Below are 23,390 nucleotides of genomic sequence, written 5' to 3'. Positions count from 1 at the left end.
CCCCGAACTCCGAGGCGCGGACGGGCTCGTCTCACCGGCGCGGCCCGTCCCGCACCCCGGCCGGAACGGGGGGTACGGTAGCGCGGTATTCGACCTGCGCGCCCCTCTGGAGCCACCCGTGACCACCTCACCACCCGGCGACCGCCTCACCCACGTCGACGACCAGGGCGCGGCCCGGATGGTCGACGTCTCCGCGAAGGACGTGACCGCGCGGACCGCCGTCGCGGCCGGCCGGGTCACGGTCGCCCCGCGCGTGGTCGAGCTGCTGCGCGGCGCGGGCGTGCCCAAGGGCGACGCCCTCGCGGTGGCCCGGATCGCCGGGATCATGGGCGCCAAGAAGACCCCCGAGCTGATCCCGCTCTGCCACCCGATCGCGGTCTCCGGCGTCAAGGTCGAGCTGACCGTCGCCGACGACGCGGTGGAGATCACCGCCACCGTGAAGACCACCGACCGGACCGGCGTCGAGATGGAGGCGCTCACCGCCGTCGCGGTGGCCGGGCTCACCGTGATCGACATGGTCAAGGCCGTCGACAAGGGCGCCGCCATCGAATCCGTCCGGGTGCTGACCAAGACCGGCGGCAAGAGCGGCGACTGGACCGCCCCGGAGGTCCCGGCGTGAGCGGCCCGGTGGTGCGCGCGCTGGCCGTCACCGTCTCCAACCGGGCCTCGGCCGGGGTGTACCAGGACAAGGGAGGCCCGCTGCTGGTCGAGGGCCTGCGGGCGATGGGCTTCAGCGCCGACGGCCCCCGGGTGGTCCCGGACGGCGAGCCCGTCGAGGCGGTGCTGCGGGAGGCTGTCGCGGCCGGCTACGACGTGGTGCTCACCACCGGCGGCACCGGCGTCTCCCCGATGGACCTCACCCCCGAGATGACCGCCCGGGTCCTCGACCGCGAGATCCCCGGCATCCCTGAGGCGATCCGGGCGTACGGACGCGACAAGGTGCCGACCGCCGCGCTCTCCCGCGGGCTGGCCGGCCTCGCCGGACGTACCCTGATCGTCAACCTGCCGGGTTCGACCGGCGGGGTCCGGGACGGCCTGGCCGTGCTGGCGCCGCTGCTCGCGCACGCCGTCGACCAGCTCGCCGGCGGCGACCACCCCCGGCCCGACGCACCAGCTTCCGGGAGCGCGCACTGAACGCCGGCTGGCCGGTAGAACTCCACGAGGGGGACGTCGCGCTGCGCCCGATCCGGGTCCGCGACCAGCGCGACTGGCAGGAGGTCAGCCGCCGCAACCGGGACTGGCTGCGGCGCTGGGAGGCCACCGTGCCGCCCGGCCCGGCCGGCCTCGCGGCGGGCCCGCGGCCCACCTACCGGCAGATGGTCCGCTACCTGCGCGGCGAGGCCTCGGCCGGCCGGATGCTGCCCTTCGTGGTGCTCTACAAGGGCCAGCTGGTCGGCCAGCTGACCGTCGGCGGGATCACCTGGGGCTCGATGTGCTCGGCCAACGTCGGGTACTGGGTCGACGAGGCGGTGGCCGGGCGGGGCATCATGCCGACCGCCGTGGCGCTCTCGGTGGACCACTGTTTCCGCACCCTCGGGCTGCACCGGATCGAGGTGTGCATCCGGCCGGAGAACGTCCCGAGCCGGCGGGTGGTGGAAAAGCTCGGCTTCCGCTCGGAGGGAATGCGGCCGCGCTATCTGCACATCGACGGGGACTGGCGGGACCACCTGGTGTTCGCCCTCACCGCCGAGGAGGTCCCGGAGGGGATGCTGGAGCGCTGGCGGTCACTCAGCTCGGGCCGCCGTCCGAGAAATTGAATGTATGTTCGAAAGAAATATCGATATGGCATCGACGCGGCGACGGACGGGCACAAATACCGGCAAAATAGTCGGAGAATCAGCTTGATCACACGACACGCCGTGCCAAATTGCTACCGGCCCTTCTCCCACGCCCGTACGGTGTGAAACGTGAGCAGTAGCGGCCTTATCTACGCCGTCATCGTAGGGGCCTGGGCCGCCTATCTGGTGCCGATGTGGCTCCGCAGGCAGGACGAGCTCAACGAGGCGCGCCCGACGGAACGCTTCAGCACCGCCATCCGCCTGCTGGCCGGGCGTTCGGCGCTGGAGCGGCGGGCGTCCCGGGCCCTGGGCGACGAACCGCGTGACGACGAGCAGGACAGCAGCGACGGCCCTCCCGAACGGGACGCGGCCGCCTCCGGCGACCCCGCGTCCGGACCGGTGGAGCCGGAGCCAGGGCCGGTGCCGCGGCCGGCCGACCGGCCCGAGGCCCGTGCCGGGTCGGACGCCGGCGGTGCCGAGCGCCGGGCCCGGCTGCTGGCCCGGCGGCGCCGGATGGTCACCGTCCTCTTCCTGGCCTTCGCGGTGGGCGCGGTGGTCGCGGCGGTGGCCGGACTCGCCTTCCTCTGGGTCCCCGCCGTCCCGGCCGTCCTGCTCACCCTCTACATCGGGCACCTGCGCCGGCTGGAGCGCCAGCGGTACGCGGTGAAGCTGGACCGGGCCCGTGCCGCCCAGGCGGCCGAGCGGCTGCGCAAGCGCGAGCAGCAGCGGGCCGAGGCTGCCCGGACGGCCGCTCCGGCCGCTGAGCCGGCTCCCGTCGCCGAACCGGTGGCCGAGGCGCCCGCCGGGCGCGGCCGCCCGCACCTGCGGCTGGCCACCGAGGCCGACGCGGCCCGGGCCTCCGCCGAGGCCGCCGGGCCCGCCGGTTCCGCCGCCGTCTCGGCTTCGGCGGTGGCGGAGGCGACCGAGCACGAGGAGTGGGTCGACGGCATGCGCGAGCGCGGCGCGGCCGGCCCGGACTCCTGGGAGCCGGTGCCCGTCCCGCTGCCGACCTACGTGACCGCGCCGGTGGCCCCCCGGGTCAGCCGCGGCCTCGACCTGTCGGCCCCCGGCACCTGGAGCGCCGGCCGTCCGGCGGAGAGCCGCAACACCCCGCTCTTCGACCAGTACGCCGAGCCCGCCGCGCCGGAGTCCCGCCCCCGCGCCGCCAACGAGTGACCGCCCGGGGGTGGCCCGCCGCCCCCGCGACCGCGTCTCCCGCACAGCGCCCGCCGACCGTCGGCGGGCGCTGTGCCGTCTCCTCCGCCGGTGACCCGGCCCGCCTCCCGCCGGCGCCGACGTGGGGGTCCGGACCGGGGGCGGAGGGGGGTGGTCACGAGGCACCTCGGAAAGGTGCTAAAGTTTCTTCTTGTTGGGGCTGTGGCGCAGTCCGGTAGCGCACCTCGTTCGCATCGAGGGGGTCAGGGGTTCGAATCCCCTCAGCTCCACCCAACGGAAGTCCCGCCCGATCACTGATCGGGCGGGACTTCTGCGTTGTGGGGGTGCGTCGGCTGGCGGGGGGTCAGCCGGGGGCGCGGCGGGGGCGGTTCGGCGGGGTGTGAGACGGATCACCCGCGGACCACCCCGGGGTCACTCGCGGGTCACTCGCGGGTCACTCGCGGGTCACTCACGGACCAGGAGCACCGTGCAGGGGGCGTGGTCGACGCAGTGCAGGGCGACCGTGCCGAGCGGGGCGCCGGGTGGGGCGGAGCGGCCCCGGGAGCCGATCACCAGGGCGCGGGCGCCCGCCGCGGCGGCCACCAGGGCGGGTCCGGGGCGGCCGGCCGGGAGGCGGCGGCGGACGGCGGTCGCGGGGGAGAGGACGGCGGCCAGCGTCTCGTCCAGGATCGCGGCGGCCCGGCGCTCCGCGGCGAAGCCGTCCAGCGGGGGCGGGACGAGGCCGGTGGGGTCGAACAGGGCGGGGAACTCCCAGACGCTCACCGCCTCCAGGGGGCCGCCGGTGAGGGCGGCGAGCCGGGCGGCCCAGCGGACGGCGGCGCGGGAGAGCGGGGAGCCGTCCACGCCGACCACGATCCTGCCGTCCGGCTGCTCGGGCACGGTTCGAGCGTAGGGCGGCGGGGGAGCCACGGCGAGGGGAGCGGCGGAACGCCCGAGGGCCGGCCCGGAGCGATCCTCCGGGCCGGCCCTCGGGGGGTCGGACGGTCAGGACTGGCCGGAGCCCGCGTACGGGCCCGGCTGCGGGGCGCCGGACTGCGGCGGGACCGAGCCGTAGCGGGCCGGACGGCGGCCGCGCGGGTGGCGGGTGAGGGTGTAGCCCGCGACGCCCGCCAGGGCCGCCAGGGCGCCACCGGCCAGGGTCCAGAACCAGCGGCTGTTCCAGCCGGAGAACCAGCCCGTGTACCAGTGCTCCTCGGGCTCCTCCGGGGCGGCCGCCTTGGCGGTCGCGGCGCCGCCGCCGGCCGGCGGGACCAGCGGGGCCTTCAGCTCGCCGCCCTCGGGCTGGGCGTTGTCGGCGTCGCCCTTGGCGGTGACGTGCAGCTGCACCGAGGCGGCCAGGCCGAGGTCCTGCTGCGGGGCGTCGGCGACCGAGAGCCGGACGTAGTAGGTGCCCGGGAGCGGGTCGCCGGACCACGGCTCGGCCCAGGAGCGGACCTCGCGCAGGGTGCAGCTGAGCGCCAGCGAGCCGGTGGCCGGATCGGCGGTCGCGTTCTGGACGCCGGCGGTGCAGGACTGGCGGCGGCGCAGCCCGTCGAACACCTCGACGCTCCAGCTCTGCGGGCCGTGCCGGTCGGCGGACGGGGCCAGGCCGACGGTCAGCTCGACCTTCGGGGTCTGGCCCTCGGCGGCGCCGAACGCCCAGTACAGGTAGTCGCCGGTGGAGGCGGCGACGTCGGCGTCCTGGCCGGGGGACAGGTTGACGGCGGTCAGGTAGGAGGTGCCGGCCTTGTTGGCCGGGGCCGGGGTGCCGCTCGCGCTCGGCGAGGGCGAGGCGGCCGAGGCGGCCGGGGCCGTCACGGCGAGCGCCGGGAGCAGGGCCAGCGCGGCCAGGGCGGTGCGGAAGGACGTACGCATGGTCAGTTCTCCTGCCAGACAGCGATCCGCCAGCGCGCGATCCAGCCGAACAGCAGGCCGGTCAGCAGGCCGGCCAGGGTGAGCACGAGCAGCAGGATCCAGCCGCGGCCGAGGCCCATCGCCGGGCCGTCCGGGGCGGGGGAGGCGGCGGTCAGGTCGACCGTCAGCTCCAGCGGCAGCCCGGGGTCGGCGGCGACGCCGGCCTGCGGGGCCAGCGAGTTGGAGACCACCAGGCAGACGGTGGTCTCCGGCTTGCCGCTCGGCGAGGCGGACGGGGTCGCGGTGGCGTAGCCCTTGGAGTCGTCGGTGGACCAGCGCAGGCCGGCCGAGACCACGTCGGTGCGGCTGCTGCCGGCGTCGGTGCCGCGCACCAGTTCCTGGCCGGTGGCGCTGGTGGCCTGGAGCAGGACGCCGTAGTCGCGGGCCACCGGGCGGTCCAGGGCGACGCTGACCGAGGCGCGCAGCTCCTGGCCGGCCTTGACCGGGATCCGGTAGACGCGGTGCTCGGAGAACTTCTCGCGGTCGCTGTAGACGCCGGGGGTGAGGACCGGCGCGGACTCGCACTTGTCGGTGCCGGCGGTCTTCACCGGGGTCACCGTGTAGGTGTCGTTGGAGCGGTCGACCAGCTGCTTCACCTTCTCGGTGAGCTGCTCCTGGGTGCGCACGTCGGTGTAGGTGCCGCCGGTGGCGTTGGCGATGCAGAGCAGCTGCTGGCGGGTCTTGTCGTCGTGGGCCAGGCCCAGGGTGTCGACCACCAGGTGGATGCCCTGGGAGGCGAGTTCGCGGGCGACATCGCACGGGTCCGGCGGGGCGCAGGAGTCCTCGCCGTCGGTGATCAGCACCACCCGGCGGGTGGTCTCGCCCTTGCCGAGGTCCTGGGCGGCGCCGCGCAGGGCCAGGCCGATCGGGGTGAAGCCGGTGGGCCGCAGGGTGGCGACGGCGGTCTTGGCCTCGGTCTTGTTGGTCTTGCCGACCGGGAAGAGCTGCTTGGTGTCCTGGCAGCCCTGGGCCTTGTCGGTGCCGGGGTAGTTGGCGCCGAGGGTGCGGATGCCGAAGTCGGTCTCGGCCGGCAGGGCGTCGATCACGTCGTTCAGCGACTGCTGGGCCACCGAGATGCGGGTCTTGCCCTGGATGTCGGCCTCGCGCATGGAGCCGCTCACGTCCAGTACGAGGTCGACCCGGGGGGCCTCCTTGCCGGCGGCGCCGGCTGATGGTTCGTCGGCATGGGCGGGCAGGCCGCTGAGCAGGGCCCCGCCCGCTATCGCCAGGGCGGCCAGCAGGCTGCCGAGCCTGGCTTTGGGTCGTCGTCCGGTATTCACGCGCCGATCCTAGGGACCATCAGTTCGCGGTGGCCAACGCGGGAAGGGGCGTGCGCAGGCGTACGGGCCGGGCGGAGACGGGGCGGGACACACCGGGTGAATAAGGCGATACATATGGATAGTGCTCGTTAGGGTGACGAATCGACGCCCGCACCAGGGGAAGGACCCGCCCCGTGAGAACCGCCGGCCGGTCGCGCCGGACGGTGGCGACCCGGCGCAACACCGAACTCGCGCTGGTCCTGGCCGCCGTGCTGCTCGCCGTGCTCGGCTACGCCGAGGTGGGGCTCAACATCGACGGCACGGTCCCCGCCGACGCGGGCGAGTACGGGGCCGCGCTCGGGGTGCTCGCGCTGGTGGCGCACGCGGTGGTGCGCTGGCGGGCGCCGTACGCCGACCCGCTGCCGCTGCCGATCGGGGTGCTGCTGAACGGCATCGGACTGGTCGTCATCTACCGGCTGGACCGGGTCACCCCGGGGAACGCGGCGCCCACCCAGCTGCTCTGGTCCACGCTCGGCGTCGGCCTGTTCATCCTGGTGCTGCTCCTGCTGCGGGACCACAAGCGGCTGCAGCGGTACGCCCACATCGGGGCGCTGCTGGCGCTGGTCCTGCTGGTGCTGCCGATCTTCTTCCCGCCGGTGTACGGCTCGCGGATCTGGATCACCGTCGGGTCGCTCTCCTTCCAGCCGGGGGAGTTCGCCAAGATCCTGCTGGCGGTCTTCTTCGCCGCCTACCTGGCGGTGCACCGGGACGGGCTGGCGCTCACCGGGCGGCGGGTGTGGGGGTTCCGGCTGCCACCGGGGCGGGTGCTCGCGCCGGTGCTGGTGGTCTGGGCGGCCTTCGTCGGGGTGCTGGTGCTGGAGACCGACCTCGGCACCTCACTGCTCTTCTTCGGCCTCTTCGTGGTGATGCTGTACGTGGCCACCGCGCGGACCGGCTGGATCGCCATCGGGCTGTTCCTGGCCGCGGTGGCGGCGGTCGGGGTGGGCTCGCTCTCGCCGCACGTGCACAGCCGGGTGAACGACTGGCTGGACCCGCTCGGCTCGATCGCCGCCGGGCGCGGCGCCAACCAGATCGCCCAGTCGCTGTTCGCCTTCGCCTGGGGCGGCGAGCTGGGCGCCGGGCTGGGCAACGGGCACTCCGCGCTGATCGGCTTCGCCGCCAAGTCGGACTTCATCCTCGCCACCATCGGCGAGGAGCTCGGGCTGACCGGGCTGATCGCGGTGTTCCTTCTGTACGCGCTGCTGATCTCGCGCGGCTTCCGGACCGGGATCGCGCTGCGCGACCCGTTCGGACGGCTGCTGGCGATCGGGCTGGCGGCGCTGGTCGGCCTGCAGGTGTTCGTGGTGGCCGGCGGGGTCCTGGACCTCATCCCGCTGACCGGGATGACGCTGCCGTTCGTCGCCCAGGGCGGCTCCTCGGTGGTCACCAACTGGATCATCGTCGCGCTGCTGGTGCGGATGAGCGACATCGCCCGGCGGCCCGTCCCGGAGGAGGCCCGATGACACTCCGTCCCGTGCGGGGGTCGCGGCGGCGGTGGCCGCTCAGGCGGCGGCGGGGGAACGGCCGGCCCGGGAACGGGCCGCAGGGGCTGCCGGGGATCTCGGTCACCGGGCGCCGGGCCGGCACCTTCTGCCTCCTGCTGATCGTGGCGCTGTGCGTCCAGGCCACCCGGGTGCAGGTGTTCCGGGCGGGGGAGCTGGACCACAACAGCGCCAACCAGCGGCTCACCGTCGAGCGCTACTCCCAGCCGCGCGGCGGCATCCTGGTCGGCGCCGAGACCGTCACCGGGTCCCGGCCCACCGGCGGGCGCTACGACTACAAGCGGACGTACACCGACGGCCCGCTGTACGCGGCGGTCACCGGCTACTCCTCGCAGACCTACGGCAACACCCAGCTGGAGGGGACCGAGGACGCGCTGCTCTCCGGCACCGACAGCCGGCTGGCGAGCTGGGCGGTCTGGGACGCGGTGGCCCGTCGGCAGAACCCGGGCGGGGACGTCCGGACCACCATCGACCGGGCCGCCCAGCAGGCCGCGATGCGCGGGCTCGACGGGCAGAAGGGGGCGGTCGCCGCGATCGAGCCGGCCACCGGGCGGATCCTGGCGCTGGCCTCCACCCCCTCGTACGACCCGGGGAGCTTCGCCGGCGCCTCCGCCGACGACCAGGAGGCCTGGAACCGGCTGCAGGCCGACCCCGACCAGCCGATGCTCAACCGGGCGCTGCGGCAGACCTACCCGCCCGGCTCGACCTTCAAGGTGGTCACCGCGGCGGCGGCGCTGGAGCACGGGGTGGTCACCGACATCGACGCGCCGACCGACGCGCCCTACCCGTACGTCCTGCCGGGGACCACCACGCCGCTGGTCAACGACACCCGGGCCTGCGACGAGCCCGGGCAGTCGCTGGACACCGCGATGGTCCTCAGCTGCAACACCGTGCTCGGCCACCTCGGGGTGCGGGTCGGGCTGCCGGACATGGTCGCGATGGCGGAGTCCTTCGGCTTCAACGAGGCGCGGCTGGACACGCCGGTGCGGGCGGCCCGGTCGAACTTCGACACCGCGATGGACCGCTCGCAGCTGGCGCTCTCCTCGATCGGCCAGTTCGACACGGCCGCCACCCCGCTGGTGATGGCGATGGTCGCGGCGGGCGTCGCGAACAACGGCACCGTGATGCGTCCACAGCTCGTGGAGGAGCTGACGAAGGACGACGGCACCGCCGTGCAGCTGCTGAAGCCGACCGCGTACCGGCAGGCGATGAGCCCGGGCACGGCCGGGCAGGTGCAGCGGCTGATGACCGACGTGGTGGAGCGGGGCACCGGGCGCAACGCCCGGATCGGCGGCGCGGTGGTCGGCGGCAAGACCGGCACCGCCCAGCACGGGGTGGACAACAGCGGGATCCCGTACGCCTGGTTCATCTCCTGGGCGAAGCCGGCCGGCTCGGAGGCGGTGCCGCCGGTGGCGGTGGCCGTGGTGATCGCGGACAGCGACGCGACCGATGTCACGGGCGGCGGGCTGGCGGCCCCGATCGCGCGCTCGGTGATGCAGGCGGTGCTGGCCGGGTAAGCCCCTTACCCGCGTCGCTGACCTGCTGCTTTAGCTGCTCGATGGAAGATCCGCCGTTTGCGAAGTGTCCGGTTTGTACATGCCGATGCGACAGTTCGTACAATGCGCGGCGCCGGACTGTTCGTTTGCGACACTGGTGCTTTCGCGCGGTACTGTCCCATCTTTGTTCGGTTGGTCCCCGATGACACCCCTTGGCGCGTCGAGTGACCGGCCGCTAGGACACCCTCCCTCGCCTAGAAGGACCATCGTTTTGGCCAGCAACACCCTCGGCGCGCGCCTCACCCGGCGCAAGCCCGTCTCCACCCTGATCGCCGAGAGCGAGGGACACGACGGCCTGCCCGCCGGTGCGCCCGAGGAGGGCGGACGTTCCGGCATCCACCTGCGCCGCTCGATCGGGCTCTGGCAGCTGTCCGCGATCGGCATCGGCGCCACCATCGGCACCGGCATCTTCTTCGTGCTCAGCACCGCGGTGCCGTCGGCCGGCCCGGCCGTCATCCTCTCCTTCGTGATCGCCGCCGTCACGGCCGGCCTCACCGCGCTCTGCTACGCCGAGATGGCCTCCGCGATCCCGGTCTCCGGGTCCTCCTACTCGTACGCCTACGCCACCCTCGGCGAGGGCGTCGCCTTCGCGGTCGGCATCTGCCTGCTCATGGAGTACGGCGTCTCCGCCTCCGCGATCGCGGTCAGCTGGGCCGAGTACCTCAACAAGTTCTTCGACCTGGCGTTCGGGTTCCAGATCCCGGAGCAGCTCTCCGGCGCGCCCGGCGACGGCCACTGGTTCAACCTGCCGGCCCTGCTGCTGGTCGCCATGGTCTGCTTCCTGCTGGTCCGCGGTGTCAGCGAGTCGGTCAAGGTCAACGCGGCCATGGTCGGCATCAAGATCCTGATCCTGATCCTGTTCATCGGCGTCGCGCTGACCGGCTTCCACTCCGGCAACCTGACCCCGTTCATGCCGCTGGGCATCGGGGGCGTGCAGCTCGCCGCCTCCAGCATCTTCTTCTCGTTCATCGGCCTGGACGCCGTGTCCACCGCCGGCGAGGAGGTCAAGAACCCGCGCCGCACCCTGCCGATGGCGATCATCATCTCGCTGGTCGTGGTCACCCTGCTGTACATCCTGGTGGCCCTCGCCGGCATCGGCGCCCAGCCCTGGGAGAAGTTCGACGGCCAGGAGGCCGGCCTCGCCCAGATCCTGCAGGACATCACCGGCCAGAGCTGGCCGGCCATGGTCTTCGCGATCGGCGCGATCATCTCGATCTTCTCGATCACCCTCGTGGTGATCTACGGCCAGACCCGCATCCTGTACTCGATGGGCCGCGACGGCATGCTGCCCAAGCGCTTCGCCCAGCTCTCGCCGCGCACCGGCACCCCGGTCTGGAACACCATCGTGGTCGGCCTCGGCGTCGGCGCGCTGGCCGCCTTCGTCCCGCTCAACGTGCTGGCCGACATCACCAGCCTGGGCACCCTGATCGCCTTCTCAGTGGTCTCGATCGGCGTGATCGTGCTCCGCCGCACCCAGCCCGACCTGCCGCGCGGCTTCAAGGTCCCCGGCTACCCGGTCGTCCCGCTGCTCAGCGTCGGCTTCTGCGGCTACCTGATCACCGGCCTGCACGCGGACACCTTCGAGGCCGGTGCGGTGGCCCTGGTGATCGCGGTGGCGGTGTACTTCGGCTACAGCATCAAGCACTCCAAGCTGGAGCGGGCCGGCGCCGAGCAGTCCGCCGAGCAGCCCGCCGAGGCCGCCGAGTCGTCCGAGACCAAGGCCGGCTGAGCCCCCGATGCGTCGGGAACGGGGCCGCCCGGGGACGATCCGTCCCGGGCGGCCCCGTTCGTGTCGGTGGACACTCGCGTCCCCGAGGTGGCGACAGGGCACCACCCCCGGCCATAACCTTCCACCATGGTGAGCACCCGCACGCCCGGCTACCCCCGCCCGCGCGGCCGCTTCACCGGCCGGGGCGCGACCCCGACGACGCCCTCCCCGGCCGGCCATCCGACCGGACCGGGCCGCCTGCGCGGCGGCCCGGCCCACCGTCCGTTCCCCCGCCAGCGCGGCCGGAACGGCCCACCGCCGCCGCCCGATCGGCTGATTCCGGCCCGGCTCGCCGGGCACCGCGGCGTCCAGCTGCTCGGCTGCCTGATCGCCGCCGGCTGGGCGGCCGGCTTCCCGCTCGTCTCCGACCTGGCCAACCAGCGCCTGTGGGGCTTCGTCGCCGCCCCCGCCTACCTGCTCGCCGGGCTGCTCTGCCTGGTCCTCCCGCGCCGCTTCGCCGCCCGCGCGGCCGCCGCGGTCGCCCTGCTCGGCGCCGTCCTGGTGCCGCTCGTGGTCCTCGTCCTGCAGGGCCGCCACCAGTCCGAGGTGATGGTGGTCGAACGCTCGGCGCACCTGCTGCTCACCACCGGGAGCCCCTACCTGCCGCACCCGGTGGTGGTCACCGACTACAACCCGTACCTGCCGGCGATGTCGCTGTTCGGGATGCCGCGCGCGCTGTTCGGCGACGGCAACGCGCTCGCCCGGCTCGCCGGGGACGCCCGGATCTGGTTCGCGGTGGCCTTCGTGGTCTGCCTGCTGGCGAGCTGGCGGCTGCTGCGGCCGACCCGGGACCGGGCGCCGCTGCTGCCGCTGACCGTGCTCACCGCCTCGCCGCTGATCGCGCTGGCGCTGGTCGGCGGCGGCGTGGACCTGCCGCTGATCGGGCTCTGCTGCCTGGCCATGGCACTGGCCGAACGGGACCGCACGATCGCCGCCGGACTGGTGCTGGCGCTGGCCGGCACCCTGAAGTGGACGGTCTGGCCGGCCCTGCCGGTGGCCGTCCTGCTGCTCTGGCGGCTCTACGGGCGGCGCCCGGCCGCCCGGGCCGGGCTGACCGCGCTCGGCGCCGCGCTGGCGGTCATGGTGCCGTACGTACTGGCCCGGGGCGAGGAGCTGCGCGAGCAGGTGGTGCGGTTCCCGCTCGGGCTGACCGCGATCCAGACGCCGGCCGGCAGCCCGCTGCCCGGCAAGGTGCTGGCCGGCTTCGGACCGACCGGGCACACCGCCTCGCTGGTGCTGCTGACCGTCGGCGGGCTCGGGGTGACGGTCTGGCTGCTGGCCCGGCCGCCGGTCTCCGCGATCGCCGCCGCCGACCTGCTGGCCGTCGGGCTGGCGATCGCCTTCATGCTGGCCCCGGCCGGGCGGTTCGGCTACCTGGCGCTGCCGGCGGTGCTGATGATCTGGCCCCGGCTGGCCGCCCGGCGCTGGAGCGGCCGGCTGCCCGTCCCGTCCGCCTGCCTGCTGGCAACACCGGAGCCCGCCCTGCCGAGACGGTAGGACGGGCTCCGGGATGATGTTCGGCGGGTTCCACCCGACGGGTTCTAGCGGTTGCCGGCGGCCTTGATGACCGAGGCGACGGCCGGGCCGGCCGCCTCCACGCCGTGGCCGCCGCCCTCGACCTCGGAGGCGACCGCGAGGTTGCCCCGGTAGGCGGTGAACCAGCTGTTGGTGGTGGCGATGCCGGTGGCCTCGGCGGAGCCGGTCTTGGCGCCCGCGTTGTCGGAGATCCCGGCCATCACGTCCTTGGCGGTGCCGTCCTTGGCGGTGGCGGCCATCATGGCCTTCAGCTTCGCGTCCACGTCCGCGGACATGTCCCGGGGGGCCTTCTGCTGCGGCAGCTCGGCCACCAGGATCGGCTGCTTGAAGCTGCCGCTCTGCACGGTGGCGGTGACCGAGGCGATGGCCAGCGGGTTCATCTGGACCTTGCCCTGGCCGATCGACTGCATCGCCTGCTCGTCCTTGTTGGTGCCGGCGTCCGGCACCTTGGCGTCGAAGCTGGCCAGGCCGGTCTGCCAGTCCAGGCCGATGCCGTAGACGTCCTTGGCGGTGGCGGTCAGCCCGCCCGGCTTGAGGCTGGCCAGGCCCTGGTCGATGAAGGCGGTGTTGCAGGAGATCATGAAGTCCTGCTGGAGCGTGTTGTTCGGGTACGCGTCCGGGAAGGAGTTCGGGATCTTCTTCGGGTTGCTGCTCAGCGTCGGGCAGGGCACCACGGTGTCCGGGTTGACCCCGGCCTCCAGCAGCGCGGTGGAGGTGACGATCTTCATCGTCGAGCCCGGGGCGAGCTGGGCCTCGAAGGCGCGGTTCTGACCGGTCGTGGGGGAGTTGGCGAAGGCCAGGATCTGGCCGGTGCTCGGCTCGATCGCCATGATCGAGCCCTTCTTGCCGCCCAGGTCGGCCATCGCCTTCTCGGCCGCGGCCTGCAGGGTGGCGTCGATGGTCAGCTTGAACGGCTTCGCGGGCTTGGGGTCGACGATGGTGAACAGGCGGTCGGGCGTCGCCTTCTGGTCGGCCGGGTTGGTGATCACCACGCCGGTGCCGCCGTCGTTCTGGTCCTTGTTCTGGTCCGCGAGGGCCTTGGCGACCTTGGCCTGCGCGTTGGCGATCAGCGCCGGGGTGATCGACGGGCTGTTCAGCGCCTTGTTGTTGCGGTCCACCACGTTGCCGGTCAGCACCGGCAGCGGCTGGACGGAGATCGTCTCGCCCTCGCCCAGGTGCGGGTGGATCACGGTCGGCGCCCAGTGCACGGCCGGGGTGTCGTCGCTCATCTTCACGACGCCGAGGAAGCCGTTGTAGTCCCAGACCCGGTTGGTGCCCTCGAACTCGGCGCGGGCCTTGAAGCCCATCAGCACGCCGGTCGGGGCCGCCGAGGCGGAGGGGGAGGCGGCGGGCGCGGCGGTGTCGCCGGCGGCCGGGGTGGCCGGGGCGGTGGTGGCCGCGCCGGGGGTCTTGGCGGCGGGCGCCGGGGTGCCGGTGGAGGTGGCGAAGGCCGCCGGGGAGGCCGGGCCGGACGGCGCCAGGGTCAGCCCGCTCGGCTTCACCTGGTCCCGGAAGGCGGTCAGCGCGGCGGTCGCGGCCGTCGGGTCGTCGGTCAGCGACGCGGCCTTGGCGAGGTCGCCGGCCGCCCAGGCCGCCAGGAAGTCCTTGGCGCCGGCCGCCGCCTGCTCGGCGGTCGGAGGCTCGGCGACCACCGTGCGCGCCTTCTTGGCCGCCGGAGTGTCCTTGTCGCCGGAGCCGCCGACGAGGCTGTACGCCCCGTAGCCGCCCGCCGCGAGCATGGCGACGGCCACGCCGGTGATGATGCCGGTCTTCGCGCCATTGCGCATGGTGCTGCTCCCCCAAGGGTCGGGCGATCGGGCCGCAGCCGGAGGTGGCCGGATGCGCGTTCGGAGCCCAGCCTAGGCAGGCGAAGTCCGTGCGCCGACGAAAGGGCCGGGTCTTGTGACGGATCTGGTACGTGCCGCGCACCACTCCGGTACGCTTCGCCGCCCCTCGTCCGACCTCGCGTCCGGCCCCTCTCCCGGCCCTTCGCCCTCGCCTGCTCCGCTCCCGTCAGATCCAGCTGGTGAACCACATCCGCTGGCGCCAGTCCTCCATCGGGATTGTCTCGCCGGTGTACAGCGGGTGGAAGAAGAGGAAGTTCCACATGATCAGCAGGACCACCAGGCCGGCCGCCGTCGAGCCGATGATCCGGCGGTCCCGGGACGCGCCCGTGGGCCCGATCAGCGCCCCGACCAGCATGGTCACCGCGAGCACCAGGAACGGCACGAAGCAGACCGCGTAGAACAGGAAGATCGTCCGGTGCTGGTAGGCGAACCACGGCAGGTAGCCGGCCGCCAGCCCGCACAGCACCGCGCCGGCCCGCCAGTCGCGCCGGGCCACCCACCGCCACAGGCAGTAGACCAGGGCGATCACGCCGGTCCACCAGAGCAGCGGGGTGCCGATGCCCAGCACCTCGCGGGCGCACTCGCTCACCGTGCAGCCGGCCTGGCCCTGCTTCGGGGACTCGTAGAAGAAGGAGACCGGCCGGCCCAGCACCAGCCAGCTCCACGGGTTCGACTGGTAGGTGTGCGGGTCGCTCAGGTGGGTGTGGAAGTCGTAGACCGTCGAGTGGTAGTGCCAGAGCGCGCGCAGGCCCTCCGGGATCCACGGGTAGTCGGTGGACCGGCCGACCGCCCAGTCCCGGCCGTAACCGCCCTGGTTGGGCACGGTGCTGCTGGCGAACCAGCCCCACCACGAGGTGATGTAGACGACCACCGAGACGCCGACGATCGAGACGAAGGCGGGCACCGCGTCCCGGATCGCCGTCCAGCGGAACGGGCGGTCGGCGCCGGCCAGCCGCCGCGCGCCCGCGTCCCAGAGCACCGTCAGCAGACCGAAGGCGGCCGCCACGTACAGGCCGCTCCACTTGGTCGCGCAGGTCAGGCCGACGCAGACGCCGGCCGCGATCCGGTACGGGCGCCAGCCCAGGTTGAGCCGGTGCGCGAAGCGCGCGTCCGGGGCGCCGTCGGTGTGCGCCGTGAGCCTGGCGGCGATCCGGGCCCGGGTGTGGTCGCGGTCCAGCAGCAGGCAGCCGAAGGCGGCGAGGATCCAGAACATCACCACGAGGTCCAGCAGCGCCGAGCGGCTGAGCACGAAGTGCAGACCGTCCACGGCGAGCAGCAGGCCCGCCACGCAGCCCAGCAGGGTCGAGCGGAACAGCCGGCGGGCGATCCGGGCCACCATCAGCACCGACAGGGTGCCGAGCAGGGCCACCCCGAACCGCCAGCCGAACGGGTTCATCCCGAACAGCTGCTCGCCGGCGCCGATGATCCACTTGCCGACCGGCGGATGCACCACGTACGAGGGGTTCGGCCGGTACGGGACCGCCGAGCCCGCCATGATCTGCTCGTTGGCGCCGTCCGGCCAGCTGATCTCGTAGCCGCCGTGCCAGAGCGCGTAGGCGTCCTTGGCGTAGTACGTCTCGTCGAAGATGATCGCGTTCGGCTCGCCCAGGCCGGAGAACCGCAGCACCCCGGCGAACAGCGCCACCGCGAGCGGGCCCAGCCAGCCGGCCCAGCGGCAGAGCCAGGACCAGAGCGGCGCCGGCAGGGCCAGGCCCAGGCGCAGCAGCAGCGGGGACGGCGGGACGCGCTTCGGGGTGACGCCCGGGCCGTCCGGCATCGGCGGGACCAGGCGCTCGGCGAGCGGGACGGCGGGCGGCGGCGCGTAGCCGAACCGGGCCAGGCCGCGCAGCCAGGCGGAGCGGGGTGGGGGTATGGACTCCGCGGGGGCGGGTTCGCCGGGGCCGCCGGGGGTGTCGGGACCGCCGCCGGCGTCGCCGTCGGGGTCGCGCGGGGCCGGCAGGGTGGGTGACGACTGGTCCGTCAGGACCGGCACGCCGACGGCACCCCGCGCGGTGTGGTCTGTACCAGTGGGCGTCTGCGCCGCCGTGTCGCCGTTCATCCGCCACATGGTAGGGGTGCGTCGTGACCGGGGGACGGCTCCCTCCGAAGCTGCCCGAATCGTCACCAAAAGCGGGCGGCGGGCCAGGGTGTGTTCTGTGGGTCGAACCCGGGCTGACCGACAAGACACACCCCAGCTGCGAGGATGGGGCCTGTGACAGGAGTACTCGTTCTCGCAGGCACCCCCATCGGCGACGTCGCGGACGCCCCGCCCCGGCTGCTCACCGAGCTGGCCACGGCGGACGTCATCGCGGCGGAGGACACCCGGCGGCTGCGCCGGCTCACCCAGGCGCTCGGGGTGACCCCGACCGGGCGGGTCCTCTCCTACTTCGAGGGCAACGAGGTCGGCCGCACCCCCGAGCTCGTCGAGGCGCTGCTCGGCGGCGCCCGGGTGCTGCTGGTCACCGACGCCGGGATGCCGTCCGTCTCCGACCCCGGCTACCGGCTGGTCGCCGCCGCGGTCGCCGCCGACGTCAAGGTCACCGCCGTCCCCGGGCCGTCGGCGGTGCTTACCGCGCTGGCCCTGTCCGGGCTGCCGGTGGACCGCTTCACCTTCGAGGGCTTCCTGCCGCGCAAGACCGGCGACCGGGCCCGGCAGCTCGCCACCATCGCCGCCGAGCCGCGCACCATGGTGTTCTTCGAGGCCCCGCACCGGATCGCCGAGGCGCTCACCGCGATGGCCGAGGCGTTCGGCGCGGACCGGCCGGCCGCCGTCTGCCGCGAGCTCACCAAGACCTACGAGGAGGTCAAGCGCGGGCCGATCGGCGAACTGGCGGCCTGGGCGGCCGAGGGCGTCAAGGGCGAGATCACCGTCGTGGTGGCGGGCGCGCCGCCCGCCGCGCCGCAGGAGCTGACCCCGGCCGAACTGGCCCGGCTGGTGGCCGTCCGGGAGGAGGCCGGCGAGCGCCGCAAGGAGGCGATCGCGGCGGTCGCGGTCGAACTGTCGCTGCCCAAGCGGGAGGTCTTCGACGCCGTGGTGGCGGCCAAGAACGCGGCCGCGGGCTGAGCCCGGCCGGCGTCGGCGAACCGGCCTGAGCTGCGGGTACGTCCGGTTCGTGGACGAGGTTGCGGTCGGCCCGGGGGCGCGTACCTTGGAGAGAAGGCCCCGGGTAAACACCCGTCGAGCTGAAGTTTCGGTCGAGGATTCCGGACAGGATCCACCCTTTCGTATAGGGATTCCCAACCCGCCTCCAAGTCTTCACAAGACGGGCATCGCCGGGGGCGTTCCGGGCATTTCCTGGGATGGAAAGACCCAGCCGGGCGAGCGCCCGGCGGGCGCTGGGAGACGGCTATGAGCGACACGATCGGTAGCCCCCGCGGTGGCAACGCCCTGAGCGACCCTGGCCCGAGCGGCACCGGCCCGACCAGCCGGACGCACACTCCCGTCGAGACCGTCCGGGAGGCCTACTCCTTCGCGTGCCTGAGCTGCGGGTACGGCTGGGAGCAGGCGTACGACATCGAGCACCACGTGGCCCGGGACGGGCACGTCGTGATCGAGTACCACGCCAACGGTGTCCGGGTGCCGTCGCCGCTGCTCAAGCCGACCTGCCCGGGCTGCGGCGGCCACACCGTGCGGATCATGCGCGAGGGCCGGGTGGGCGTCGCCGACCAGCCCTGGCAGCACGCCCCCGGGTACGCGGCGCACGCCGAGCCGGCCGGGGCGCCGGCGGTGGCCCGGCCGGTCCGGTCCCGCGCGGCGGCCCCGGGTACGGCGGGTGCCCCGGCGGGCGGGTTCTGGGCGCGGTTCCGGGCGCGGCTGCGCGGCTGACGGCGGGTACCGCGGGTACCGCGGGTACGGCGGGTACCAGAGGCCGACGGCACGGGTGGCTCCTGGCCGTCGGCCCTCGCCGGTCCTCGTCGGTCGAGGCCGGGGCGCCCGCCCGACTAAGCTTTCGGACCATGGCGGCCACTGCAGACCACAGCACCACCGGGGTCACCACCCCCGCGTACTACGTCACCACCCCGATCTACTACGTCAACGATCGCCCCCACCTCGGCCACGCGTACACCACCGTGGCGGGCGACGTGCTGACCCGCTGGCACCGCCAGCGCGGCGAGCGGGTGTGGTACCTGACCGGCACCGACGAGCACGGTCAGAAGATCCTGCGCACCGCCGAGGCCAACGGCGTCACCCCGCAGGAGTGGTGCGACAAGCTGGTCGAAGAGGCCTGGAAGCCGCTCTGGCAGCACCTGGAGATCGCCAACGACGACTTCATCCGCACCACCCAGGAGCGGCACACCGCCCGGGTGCAGGAGTTCGTCCAGGACCTGTACGACAAGGGCGAGATCTACAAGGGCGGCTACTCCGGCCCGTACTGCGTCGGCTGCGAGGAGTACAAGCTCCCCGCCGACCTGCTCGACGGCGCCACCGAGGGCGAGAAGCTCTGCGCCATCCACAAGAAGCCGGTCGAGTGGCTGGAGGAGGAGAACTACTTCTTCCGGCTCTCCGCGTACGGCCCGAAGCTGCTGGAGTTCTACGCCGAGAACCCCGGCTTCATCGCCCCCGAGTCGGCCCGCAACGAGGTGCTGCGGTTCGTCGAGCAGGGCCTGCAGGACCTCTCCATCTCCCGCTCCACCTTCGACTGGGGCGTCCCGCTGCCCTGGGACGAGAAGCACGTCCTCTACGTGTGGGTGGACGCCCTGCAGAACTACATCACCGCGGCCGGCTACGGCGCCGACCCGGAGCGGTTCGCCGAGCTGTGGCCGGCCTCGGTGCACCTCGTCGGCAAGGACATCCTCCGCTTCCACGCGGTGATCTGGCCCGCCATGCTGATGGCTGCCGGCCTCCCGCTGCCCAAGCGGGTCGTCGCCAACGGCTGGCTGATGGTCGGCGGCGAGAAGATGTCCAAGTCCAACCTGACCGGCATCGCGCCCACCGACCTCACCTCGCACTTCGGCGTGGACGCCTACCGCTACTACTTCCTGCGGGCGATCCCGTTCGGCACCGACGGCTCGTTCTCCTGGGAGGACTTCACCGCCCGGTACACCTCCGAGCTCGCCAACGACTTCGGCAACCTCGCCTCCCGGCTGGCGGCCATGGTCGGCAAGTACTTCGACGGCTCGCTGCCCGCCTCGGCCGCCCACGGCGACGCCGAGCAGGCCGTCGCCGACGGCCTCGCGGCGGCGGTCGCCACCGCCGACCGCAAGATCGGCGAGGAACTCGACTTCGCCGGCGGGCTCGCGGCCGTCTTCGACTTCGTCAAGCAGGTCAACGGCTACCTCACCGAGCAGGAGCCGTGGAAGGTCGCCAAGGACGACAGCGAGGCGGGCCGCGCCCGGCTGGCCACCATCCTCTACACCGCCGCCGAGTCGCTGCGGGGCACCGCCGTCCTGCTCAACCCGGTCATGCCGACGACCGCCGAGAAGCTCTGGGACTCGCTCGGCGCGGCCGAGGGCCTGGGCCCGCTGGCCGGCCAGACCGTCGCCGACGCGGCGAGCTGGGGCCGGCTGCCCGCCGGCGCCACCGTCACCAAGGGCGAGATCCTGTTCCCGCGGCTCGAAGAGAAGCCGGCCGCGTCCTGATGGTTCGGAGGGACCACCGCTGATGGCCAAGAAGGACGACGACCGGTCGACCCCGCCGCCGCTGCCCGCCCCGCTGGCCGTGGCGGTCGCCGACTCGCACACCCACCTGGACATGCAGTCCGGCACCCCCGCCGAGGGCCTGGCCCGCGCCGCCTCGGTCGGGGTCACCGCCGTCGTCCAGGTCGGCTGCGACGTGCCCGGCTCGCGCTGGGCCGCCGAGCTGGCGGCCCAGTACGAGCAGGTGCACGCGGCCGTCGCCCTGCACCCCAACGAGGCGCCGCGGATCTTCCTCGGCGACCCCGACGGGTGGTCGGGCCGGCAGCGGCCGGCCGGGGGCGCCGCCGCCCTGGACGCGGCGCTGGCCGAGATAGACGCGCTCGCCGCGCTGCCGCAGGTCGTCGCGGTCGGCGAGACCGGCCTCGACTACTTCCGCACCGGGCCGGAGGGCGTGGAGATCCAGAAGGAGTCGTTCCGCCGCCACATCGAGATGGCCAAGCGGCACGACAAGGCCCTGGTCATCCACGACCGGGACGCCCACGAGGACGTCATCGCCGTCCTGCTGGCGGAGGGCGCCCCCGAGCGGACCGTCTTCCACTGCTACTCCGGCGACGCCGAGATGGCCAAGACCTGCGCCGAGCACGGCTGGTACCTGTCCTTCGCCGGACCGGTCACCTTCAAGGCCAACCAGCCGCTGCGCGACGCCCTCGCCGCCACCCCGCTCGACCGCGTCCTGGTCGAGACGGACGCCCCCTTCCTCACCCCGCACCCCTACCGCGGCCGCCCCAACGCCCCGTACCTCATCCCGGTCACGGTCCGCTCGATGGCCGCCACCCTGGGCCTGCACGAGGACGAGCTCGCCACCGCCATCGCCGCGAACACGGCCCGCGCCTTCGGGTACTGAGCCGGTCGAACGGATCTCCGGTTTCGGAGGAACGATTCGGCACTCCTGATGGCTGCCTAGGCTGGCTAGCATGAGTGCAGTGAGGGAGGTGGCCATGACCGCCATGCCGATCGACTGGATGCACCCGCCATCCCAGGGCTGGACGTACGAGCAGGTCAGGGAACTCGATCTGCCGTTTGACTGGGAACTGGTGGATGGAGCCGTCGTGGTCCGGGGGATGACGAAATGGTGGCATGACCAGGTGCGTGATCAGCTGCTGATCACTTTGTCCGCTGCGCGAACCACGCCTCATGTCGTGAACGTCGAACGGTGCGTGTTGCTCGACGAGTACAACACCGCCAAGCCCGACGTCGTGGTCATCGACAAATCCGGCCTCGACTTCTTCGAGCTGGAGTGTATTCCGCCGGAGTCGGTGGTTCTGGCAGTCGAAGTGGTATCGCCCGGATCCCAGGTCGCGGACCGGATCCGCAAGCCCGGGCAGTACGCCGAGAAGAACATCCCCTACTACTGGCGTGTCGAGCGCGGTCTCGACGACCTGCCGATCGTCCACGAGTTCCACCGGGACGAGGAGAAGGGCGTCTACCTGCCCGTCGCCCAGCACGAGGGCGTGCTGCGGACCGCCGTTCCGTACCCCGTGGAGATCGACCTCGCGGCGGTCGTCGAACTCTGAGACGGCGCGCGCCCGTATCCTTGGCGCGTGAGCACCACCGACCCCACCTCTGACAGCCACCTGCTCGGCGCCGCGGACATCCGGGCGCTGGCGGACGCGTTCGGCGTGAAGCCGACCAAGCAGCGCGGGCAGAACTTCGTCATCGACGGCAACACCGTGCGGCGGATCGTCCGGGCCGCCGAGGTGACCGGGGAGGACGCGGTGGTCGAGGTCGGGCCCGGCCTCGGGTCGCTGACCCTGGCGCTGCTGGAGGTCGCCCGGCACGTCACCGCCGTCGAGATCGACCCGGTGCTCGCCCGGCACCTGCCGGACACCGTCGCCGCCCGGATGCCCGGCAAGGCCGAGGCCTTCGACCTGGTGTTCAGCGACGCGATGGTGGTCACCGAGCTGCCCGGCCCGGCGCCGACCGCGCTGGTCGCCAACCTCCCGTACAACGTGGCCGTGCCGGTGCTGCTGCACATGCTCGCCACCTTCCCCAGCATCGAGCGGACGCTGGTCATGGTGCAGAGCGAGGTCGCCGACCGGCTCGCCGCCAAGCCCGGCAACAAGGTGTACGGCGTCCCCTCGGTCAAGGCCAACTGGTACGCCGACGTGAAGCGGGCCGGCGCCATCGGCCGCAACGTCTTCTGGCCCGCCCCCAACGTCGACTCCGGGCTGGTCTCGCTGGTCCGCCGGGAGCCGCCGAAGACCACCGCGTCCCGGGAAGAGGTGTTCGCGGTCGTCGACGCCGCGTTCGCCCAGCGCCGCAAGACCCTGCGCGCCGCGCTGGCCGGCTGGGCCGGCTCCGCCGCCGGGGCCGAGCAGGCGCTCGCCGCCGCCGGGATCGACCACAAGCTGCGCGGCGAGATGCTGACGGTGGAGCAGTTCGCCGCGATCGCCGAGCACAAGCCGAACTGAGCTAGGGAACCCAGTGACTGTCACGGTACGCGTCCCCGCCAAGGTCAACGTCCAGCTGGGGGTCGGCGGCCTGCGCGCCGACGGCTTCCACGACCTGGCCAACGTCTTCTTCGCGGTCGCCCTCGGCGACGAGGTGACGGCGACGGCGGGTGAGCCCGGCACCGGAGTCACGCTGAGCTGCACCGGTCCGGACGCCGCGGCCGTCCCGCTGGACGAGGGCAACCTCGCCGCCCGCGCCGCCCGGCTGCTCGCCGGGCACCACGGCCTGGCCGCGCCCGACGTCCACCTGCACATCGCCAAGGCCATCCCGGTGGCCGGCGGCATGGCCGGCGGCAGCGCCGACGGCGCGGCGGCGCTGGTCGCCTGCGACGCGCTGTGGGGGCTGAAGACCCCTGCGGAGGTGCTGCTCGCGCTGGCCGCCGAACTCGGCTCCGACGTGCCGTTCGCCCTGGTCGGCGGCGTCGCGCTGGGCCGCGGACGGGGCGAGATCCTGGAGGCCCTGCCGGTCGCCGGCAGCTTCCACTGGGTGTTCGCGGTGGCCGACGGCGGCCTCTCCACCCCCGCCGTCTTCCGCGAGTGCGACCGCCTCCGGGAGGAGGCCGGCACCGGCTCCACCGACGCCGAGGTGCCCACCCCCGACCCCGACCCGGCGCTGCTCGCCGCGCTGGCCGACGGCGACGCCGTCGCGCTGGCCGCCGCGCTCGCCAACGACCTCCAGCCGGCCGCGCTGTCGCTGCGGCCCGCGCTCGCCGACACCCTGCGGGCCGGCACCGAGGCCGGCGCGATCGGCGCGCTGGTCTCCGGCTCCGGCCCGACCTGCGCGTTCCTGGCCAAGGACGCCGAGGGCGCCGAGGCCGTCGCGGCCGCGCTGCGGGCCTCCGGCAGCTGCCGGACCGCGCACGCCACGTACGGCCCGGTGCCGGGCGCGGCGGTGGCCAGGAACGCGCAGGTCGGGCCGGAGCCGGAG

At 73.6% G+C, this 23,390-nt stretch carries 20 protein-coding genes and 1 tRNA gene; 16 read left to right on the top strand and 5 right to left on the bottom strand.

Going from position 1 to position 23,390, the window contains the following annotated elements; genetic code table 11:
* Positions 1–118: 118 nt before the first annotated feature.
* From moaC to AB0N76_RS18735, 5 genes are all read left to right on the top strand, one after another.
* Positions 119–619: a cyclic pyranopterin monophosphate synthase MoaC gene (gene moaC, locus AB0N76_RS18755; protein WP_363558466.1), complete on the top strand. Its 501-nt coding sequence runs from the start codon at positions 119–121 to the stop codon at positions 617–619.
* On the top strand, positions 616–1,134 hold the full coding sequence (locus tag AB0N76_RS18750; RefSeq protein WP_363558464.1) for a MogA/MoaB family molybdenum cofactor biosynthesis protein: 519 nt from the start codon (positions 616–618) through the stop codon (positions 1,132–1,134). The genes moaC and AB0N76_RS18750 overlap by 4 nt, the downstream gene beginning before the upstream one ends.
* The gene (locus AB0N76_RS18745; RefSeq protein ID WP_363558541.1) at positions 1,131–1,757 is read left to right on the top strand and encodes a GNAT family protein; all 627 of its coding nucleotides are present in this window, start codon (positions 1,131–1,133) and stop codon (positions 1,755–1,757) included. The genes AB0N76_RS18750 and AB0N76_RS18745 overlap by 4 nt, the downstream gene beginning before the upstream one ends.
* A gap of 150 nt (positions 1,758–1,907) precedes the next feature.
* Positions 1,908–2,954 carry a hypothetical protein gene (locus AB0N76_RS18740; RefSeq protein WP_363558462.1) on the top strand — a complete coding sequence of 349 codons (1,047 nt, stop codon included), beginning with the start codon at positions 1,908–1,910 and terminating at the stop codon, positions 2,952–2,954.
* A gap of 195 nt (positions 2,955–3,149) precedes the next feature.
* Positions 3,150–3,223: transfer RNA gene (locus tag AB0N76_RS18735), tRNA-Ala, on the top strand.
* A 175-nt stretch (positions 3,224–3,398) separates the two neighbouring features.
* Here the strand turns inward: AB0N76_RS18735 and AB0N76_RS18730 are convergent.
* The 3 genes from AB0N76_RS18730 to AB0N76_RS18720 form a co-directional block, all read right to left on the bottom strand.
* On the bottom strand, positions 3,399–3,833 hold the full coding sequence (locus AB0N76_RS18730) for a universal stress protein (protein ID WP_363558460.1): 435 nt from the start codon (positions 3,831–3,833) through the stop codon (positions 3,399–3,401).
* 105 nt (positions 3,834–3,938) lie between these two features.
* Complete coding sequence (locus AB0N76_RS18725) at positions 3,939–4,808, bottom strand: peptidase (protein WP_363558458.1); 870 nt, start codon at positions 4,806–4,808, stop codon at positions 3,939–3,941.
* Positions 4,809–4,810: 2 nt separating this feature from the next.
* On the bottom strand, positions 4,811–6,127 hold the full coding sequence (locus AB0N76_RS18720; RefSeq protein WP_363558456.1) for a VWA domain-containing protein: 1,317 nt from the start codon (positions 6,125–6,127) through the stop codon (positions 4,811–4,813).
* Positions 6,128–6,300: 173 nt separating this feature from the next.
* On the opposite strand from AB0N76_RS18720, the gene AB0N76_RS18715 reads away from it, so the two are divergent.
* The 4 genes from AB0N76_RS18715 to AB0N76_RS18700 all read left to right on the top strand — a co-directional run bounded on the left by AB0N76_RS18715 (position 6,301) and on the right by AB0N76_RS18700 (position 12,489).
* Positions 6,301–7,629 (top strand): FtsW/RodA/SpoVE family cell cycle protein, encoded by a 1,329-nt coding sequence (locus AB0N76_RS18715; protein ID WP_363558454.1) that lies wholly within the window; start codon positions 6,301–6,303, stop codon positions 7,627–7,629.
* Entirely contained in the window at positions 7,626–9,185 is a 1,560-nt protein-coding gene (locus AB0N76_RS18710; protein WP_363558452.1) for a penicillin-binding transpeptidase domain-containing protein, read from the top strand. The genes AB0N76_RS18715 and AB0N76_RS18710 overlap by 4 nt, the downstream gene beginning before the upstream one ends.
* A 250-nt stretch (positions 9,186–9,435) precedes the next feature.
* Positions 9,436–10,953: an amino acid permease gene (locus tag AB0N76_RS18705; RefSeq protein ID WP_363558450.1), complete on the top strand. Its 1,518-nt coding sequence runs from the start codon at positions 9,436–9,438 to the stop codon at positions 10,951–10,953.
* A gap of 126 nt (positions 10,954–11,079) precedes the next feature.
* Complete coding sequence (locus AB0N76_RS18700) at positions 11,080–12,489, top strand: glycosyltransferase 87 family protein (RefSeq protein ID WP_363558448.1); 1,410 nt, start codon at positions 11,080–11,082, stop codon at positions 12,487–12,489.
* Positions 12,490–12,533: 44 nt separating this feature from the next.
* Here AB0N76_RS18700 and AB0N76_RS18695 read toward each other — a convergent pair whose 3' ends face one another.
* Both AB0N76_RS18695 and AB0N76_RS18690 read right to left on the bottom strand, forming a co-directional pair.
* Entirely contained in the window at positions 12,534–14,315 is a 1,782-nt protein-coding gene (locus tag AB0N76_RS18695) for a penicillin-binding transpeptidase domain-containing protein (RefSeq protein ID WP_363558446.1), read from the bottom strand.
* Between the two features lie 226 nt (positions 14,316–14,541).
* Positions 14,542–16,434, bottom strand: coding sequence for a phospholipid carrier-dependent glycosyltransferase (locus AB0N76_RS18690; RefSeq protein WP_363558444.1), 1,893 nt, complete (start codon positions 16,432–16,434; stop codon positions 14,542–14,544).
* A gap of 153 nt (positions 16,435–16,587) precedes the next feature.
* On the opposite strand from AB0N76_RS18690, the gene rsmI reads away from it, so the two are divergent.
* The 7 genes from rsmI to AB0N76_RS18655 all read left to right on the top strand — a co-directional run.
* Positions 16,588–17,439 (top strand): 16S rRNA (cytidine(1402)-2'-O)-methyltransferase, encoded by an 852-nt coding sequence (gene rsmI, locus AB0N76_RS18685; protein WP_363558442.1) that lies wholly within the window; start codon positions 16,588–16,590, stop codon positions 17,437–17,439.
* Positions 17,440–17,724: 285 nt separating this feature from the next.
* Positions 17,725–18,201, top strand: a complete 477-nt coding sequence (locus AB0N76_RS18680; RefSeq protein WP_363558440.1) for a hypothetical protein — start codon at positions 17,725–17,727, stop codon at positions 18,199–18,201.
* Between the two features lie 131 nt (positions 18,202–18,332).
* The gene (gene metG, locus AB0N76_RS18675) at positions 18,333–19,955 is read left to right on the top strand and encodes a methionine--tRNA ligase (RefSeq protein WP_363558438.1); all 1,623 of its coding nucleotides are present in this window, start codon (positions 18,333–18,335) and stop codon (positions 19,953–19,955) included.
* Between the two features lie 22 nt (positions 19,956–19,977).
* The gene (locus AB0N76_RS18670) at positions 19,978–20,856 is read left to right on the top strand and encodes a TatD family hydrolase (protein ID WP_363558436.1); all 879 of its coding nucleotides are present in this window, start codon (positions 19,978–19,980) and stop codon (positions 20,854–20,856) included.
* 94 nt (positions 20,857–20,950) lie between these two features.
* The gene (locus AB0N76_RS18665) at positions 20,951–21,526 is read left to right on the top strand and encodes a Uma2 family endonuclease (RefSeq protein ID WP_363558434.1); all 576 of its coding nucleotides are present in this window, start codon (positions 20,951–20,953) and stop codon (positions 21,524–21,526) included.
* A 27-nt stretch (positions 21,527–21,553) separates the two neighbouring features.
* Positions 21,554–22,423, top strand: coding sequence for a 16S rRNA (adenine(1518)-N(6)/adenine(1519)-N(6))-dimethyltransferase RsmA (gene rsmA / locus AB0N76_RS18660; RefSeq protein WP_363558432.1), 870 nt, complete (start codon positions 21,554–21,556; stop codon positions 22,421–22,423).
* A 13-nt stretch (positions 22,424–22,436) separates the two neighbouring features.
* The coding region (locus AB0N76_RS18655) for a 4-(cytidine 5'-diphospho)-2-C-methyl-D-erythritol kinase (protein ID WP_363558430.1) at positions 22,437–23,390 on the top strand (954 nt) is incomplete at its 3' end.

It is taken from the genome of Kitasatospora sp. NPDC093806 (assembly GCF_040683335.1).
GTDB lineage: Bacteria > Actinomycetota > Actinomycetes > Streptomycetales > Streptomycetaceae > Kitasatospora.
The sequence above is the reverse complement of the archived record's forward strand: the minus strand, read 5'-3'. Positions and strand labels throughout refer to the sequence as shown.

What these genes read in the sequence shown, in the direction of transcription:
- AB0N76_RS18725 (WP_363558458.1), bottom strand. Translation starts at nt 4,808, where the DNA reads ATGCGTACGTCCTTCCGCACCGCCCTGGCCGCGCTGGCCCTGCTCCCG.
- AB0N76_RS18710 (WP_363558452.1), top strand. Translation starts at nt 7,626, where the DNA reads ATGACACTCCGTCCCGTGCGGGGGTCGCGGCGGCGGTGGCCGCTCAGG.
- AB0N76_RS18700 (WP_363558448.1), top strand. Translation starts at nt 11,080, where the DNA reads ATGGTGAGCACCCGCACGCCCGGCTACCCCCGCCCGCGCGGCCGCTTC.
- AB0N76_RS18695 (WP_363558446.1), bottom strand. Translation starts at nt 14,315, where the DNA reads ATGCGCAATGGCGCGAAGACCGGCATCATCACCGGCGTGGCCGTCGCC.
- AB0N76_RS18690 (WP_363558444.1), bottom strand. Translation starts at nt 16,434, where the DNA reads ATGAACGGCGACACGGCGGCGCAGACGCCCACTGGTACAGACCACACC.
- AB0N76_RS18680 (WP_363558440.1), top strand. Translation starts at nt 17,725, where the DNA reads ATGAGCGACACGATCGGTAGCCCCCGCGGTGGCAACGCCCTGAGCGAC.
- metG (WP_363558438.1), top strand. Translation starts at nt 18,333, where the DNA reads ATGGCGGCCACTGCAGACCACAGCACCACCGGGGTCACCACCCCCGCG.
- AB0N76_RS18670 (WP_363558436.1), top strand. Translation starts at nt 19,978, where the DNA reads ATGGCCAAGAAGGACGACGACCGGTCGACCCCGCCGCCGCTGCCCGCC.
- AB0N76_RS18665 (WP_363558434.1), top strand. Translation starts at nt 20,951, where the DNA reads ATGACCGCCATGCCGATCGACTGGATGCACCCGCCATCCCAGGGCTGG.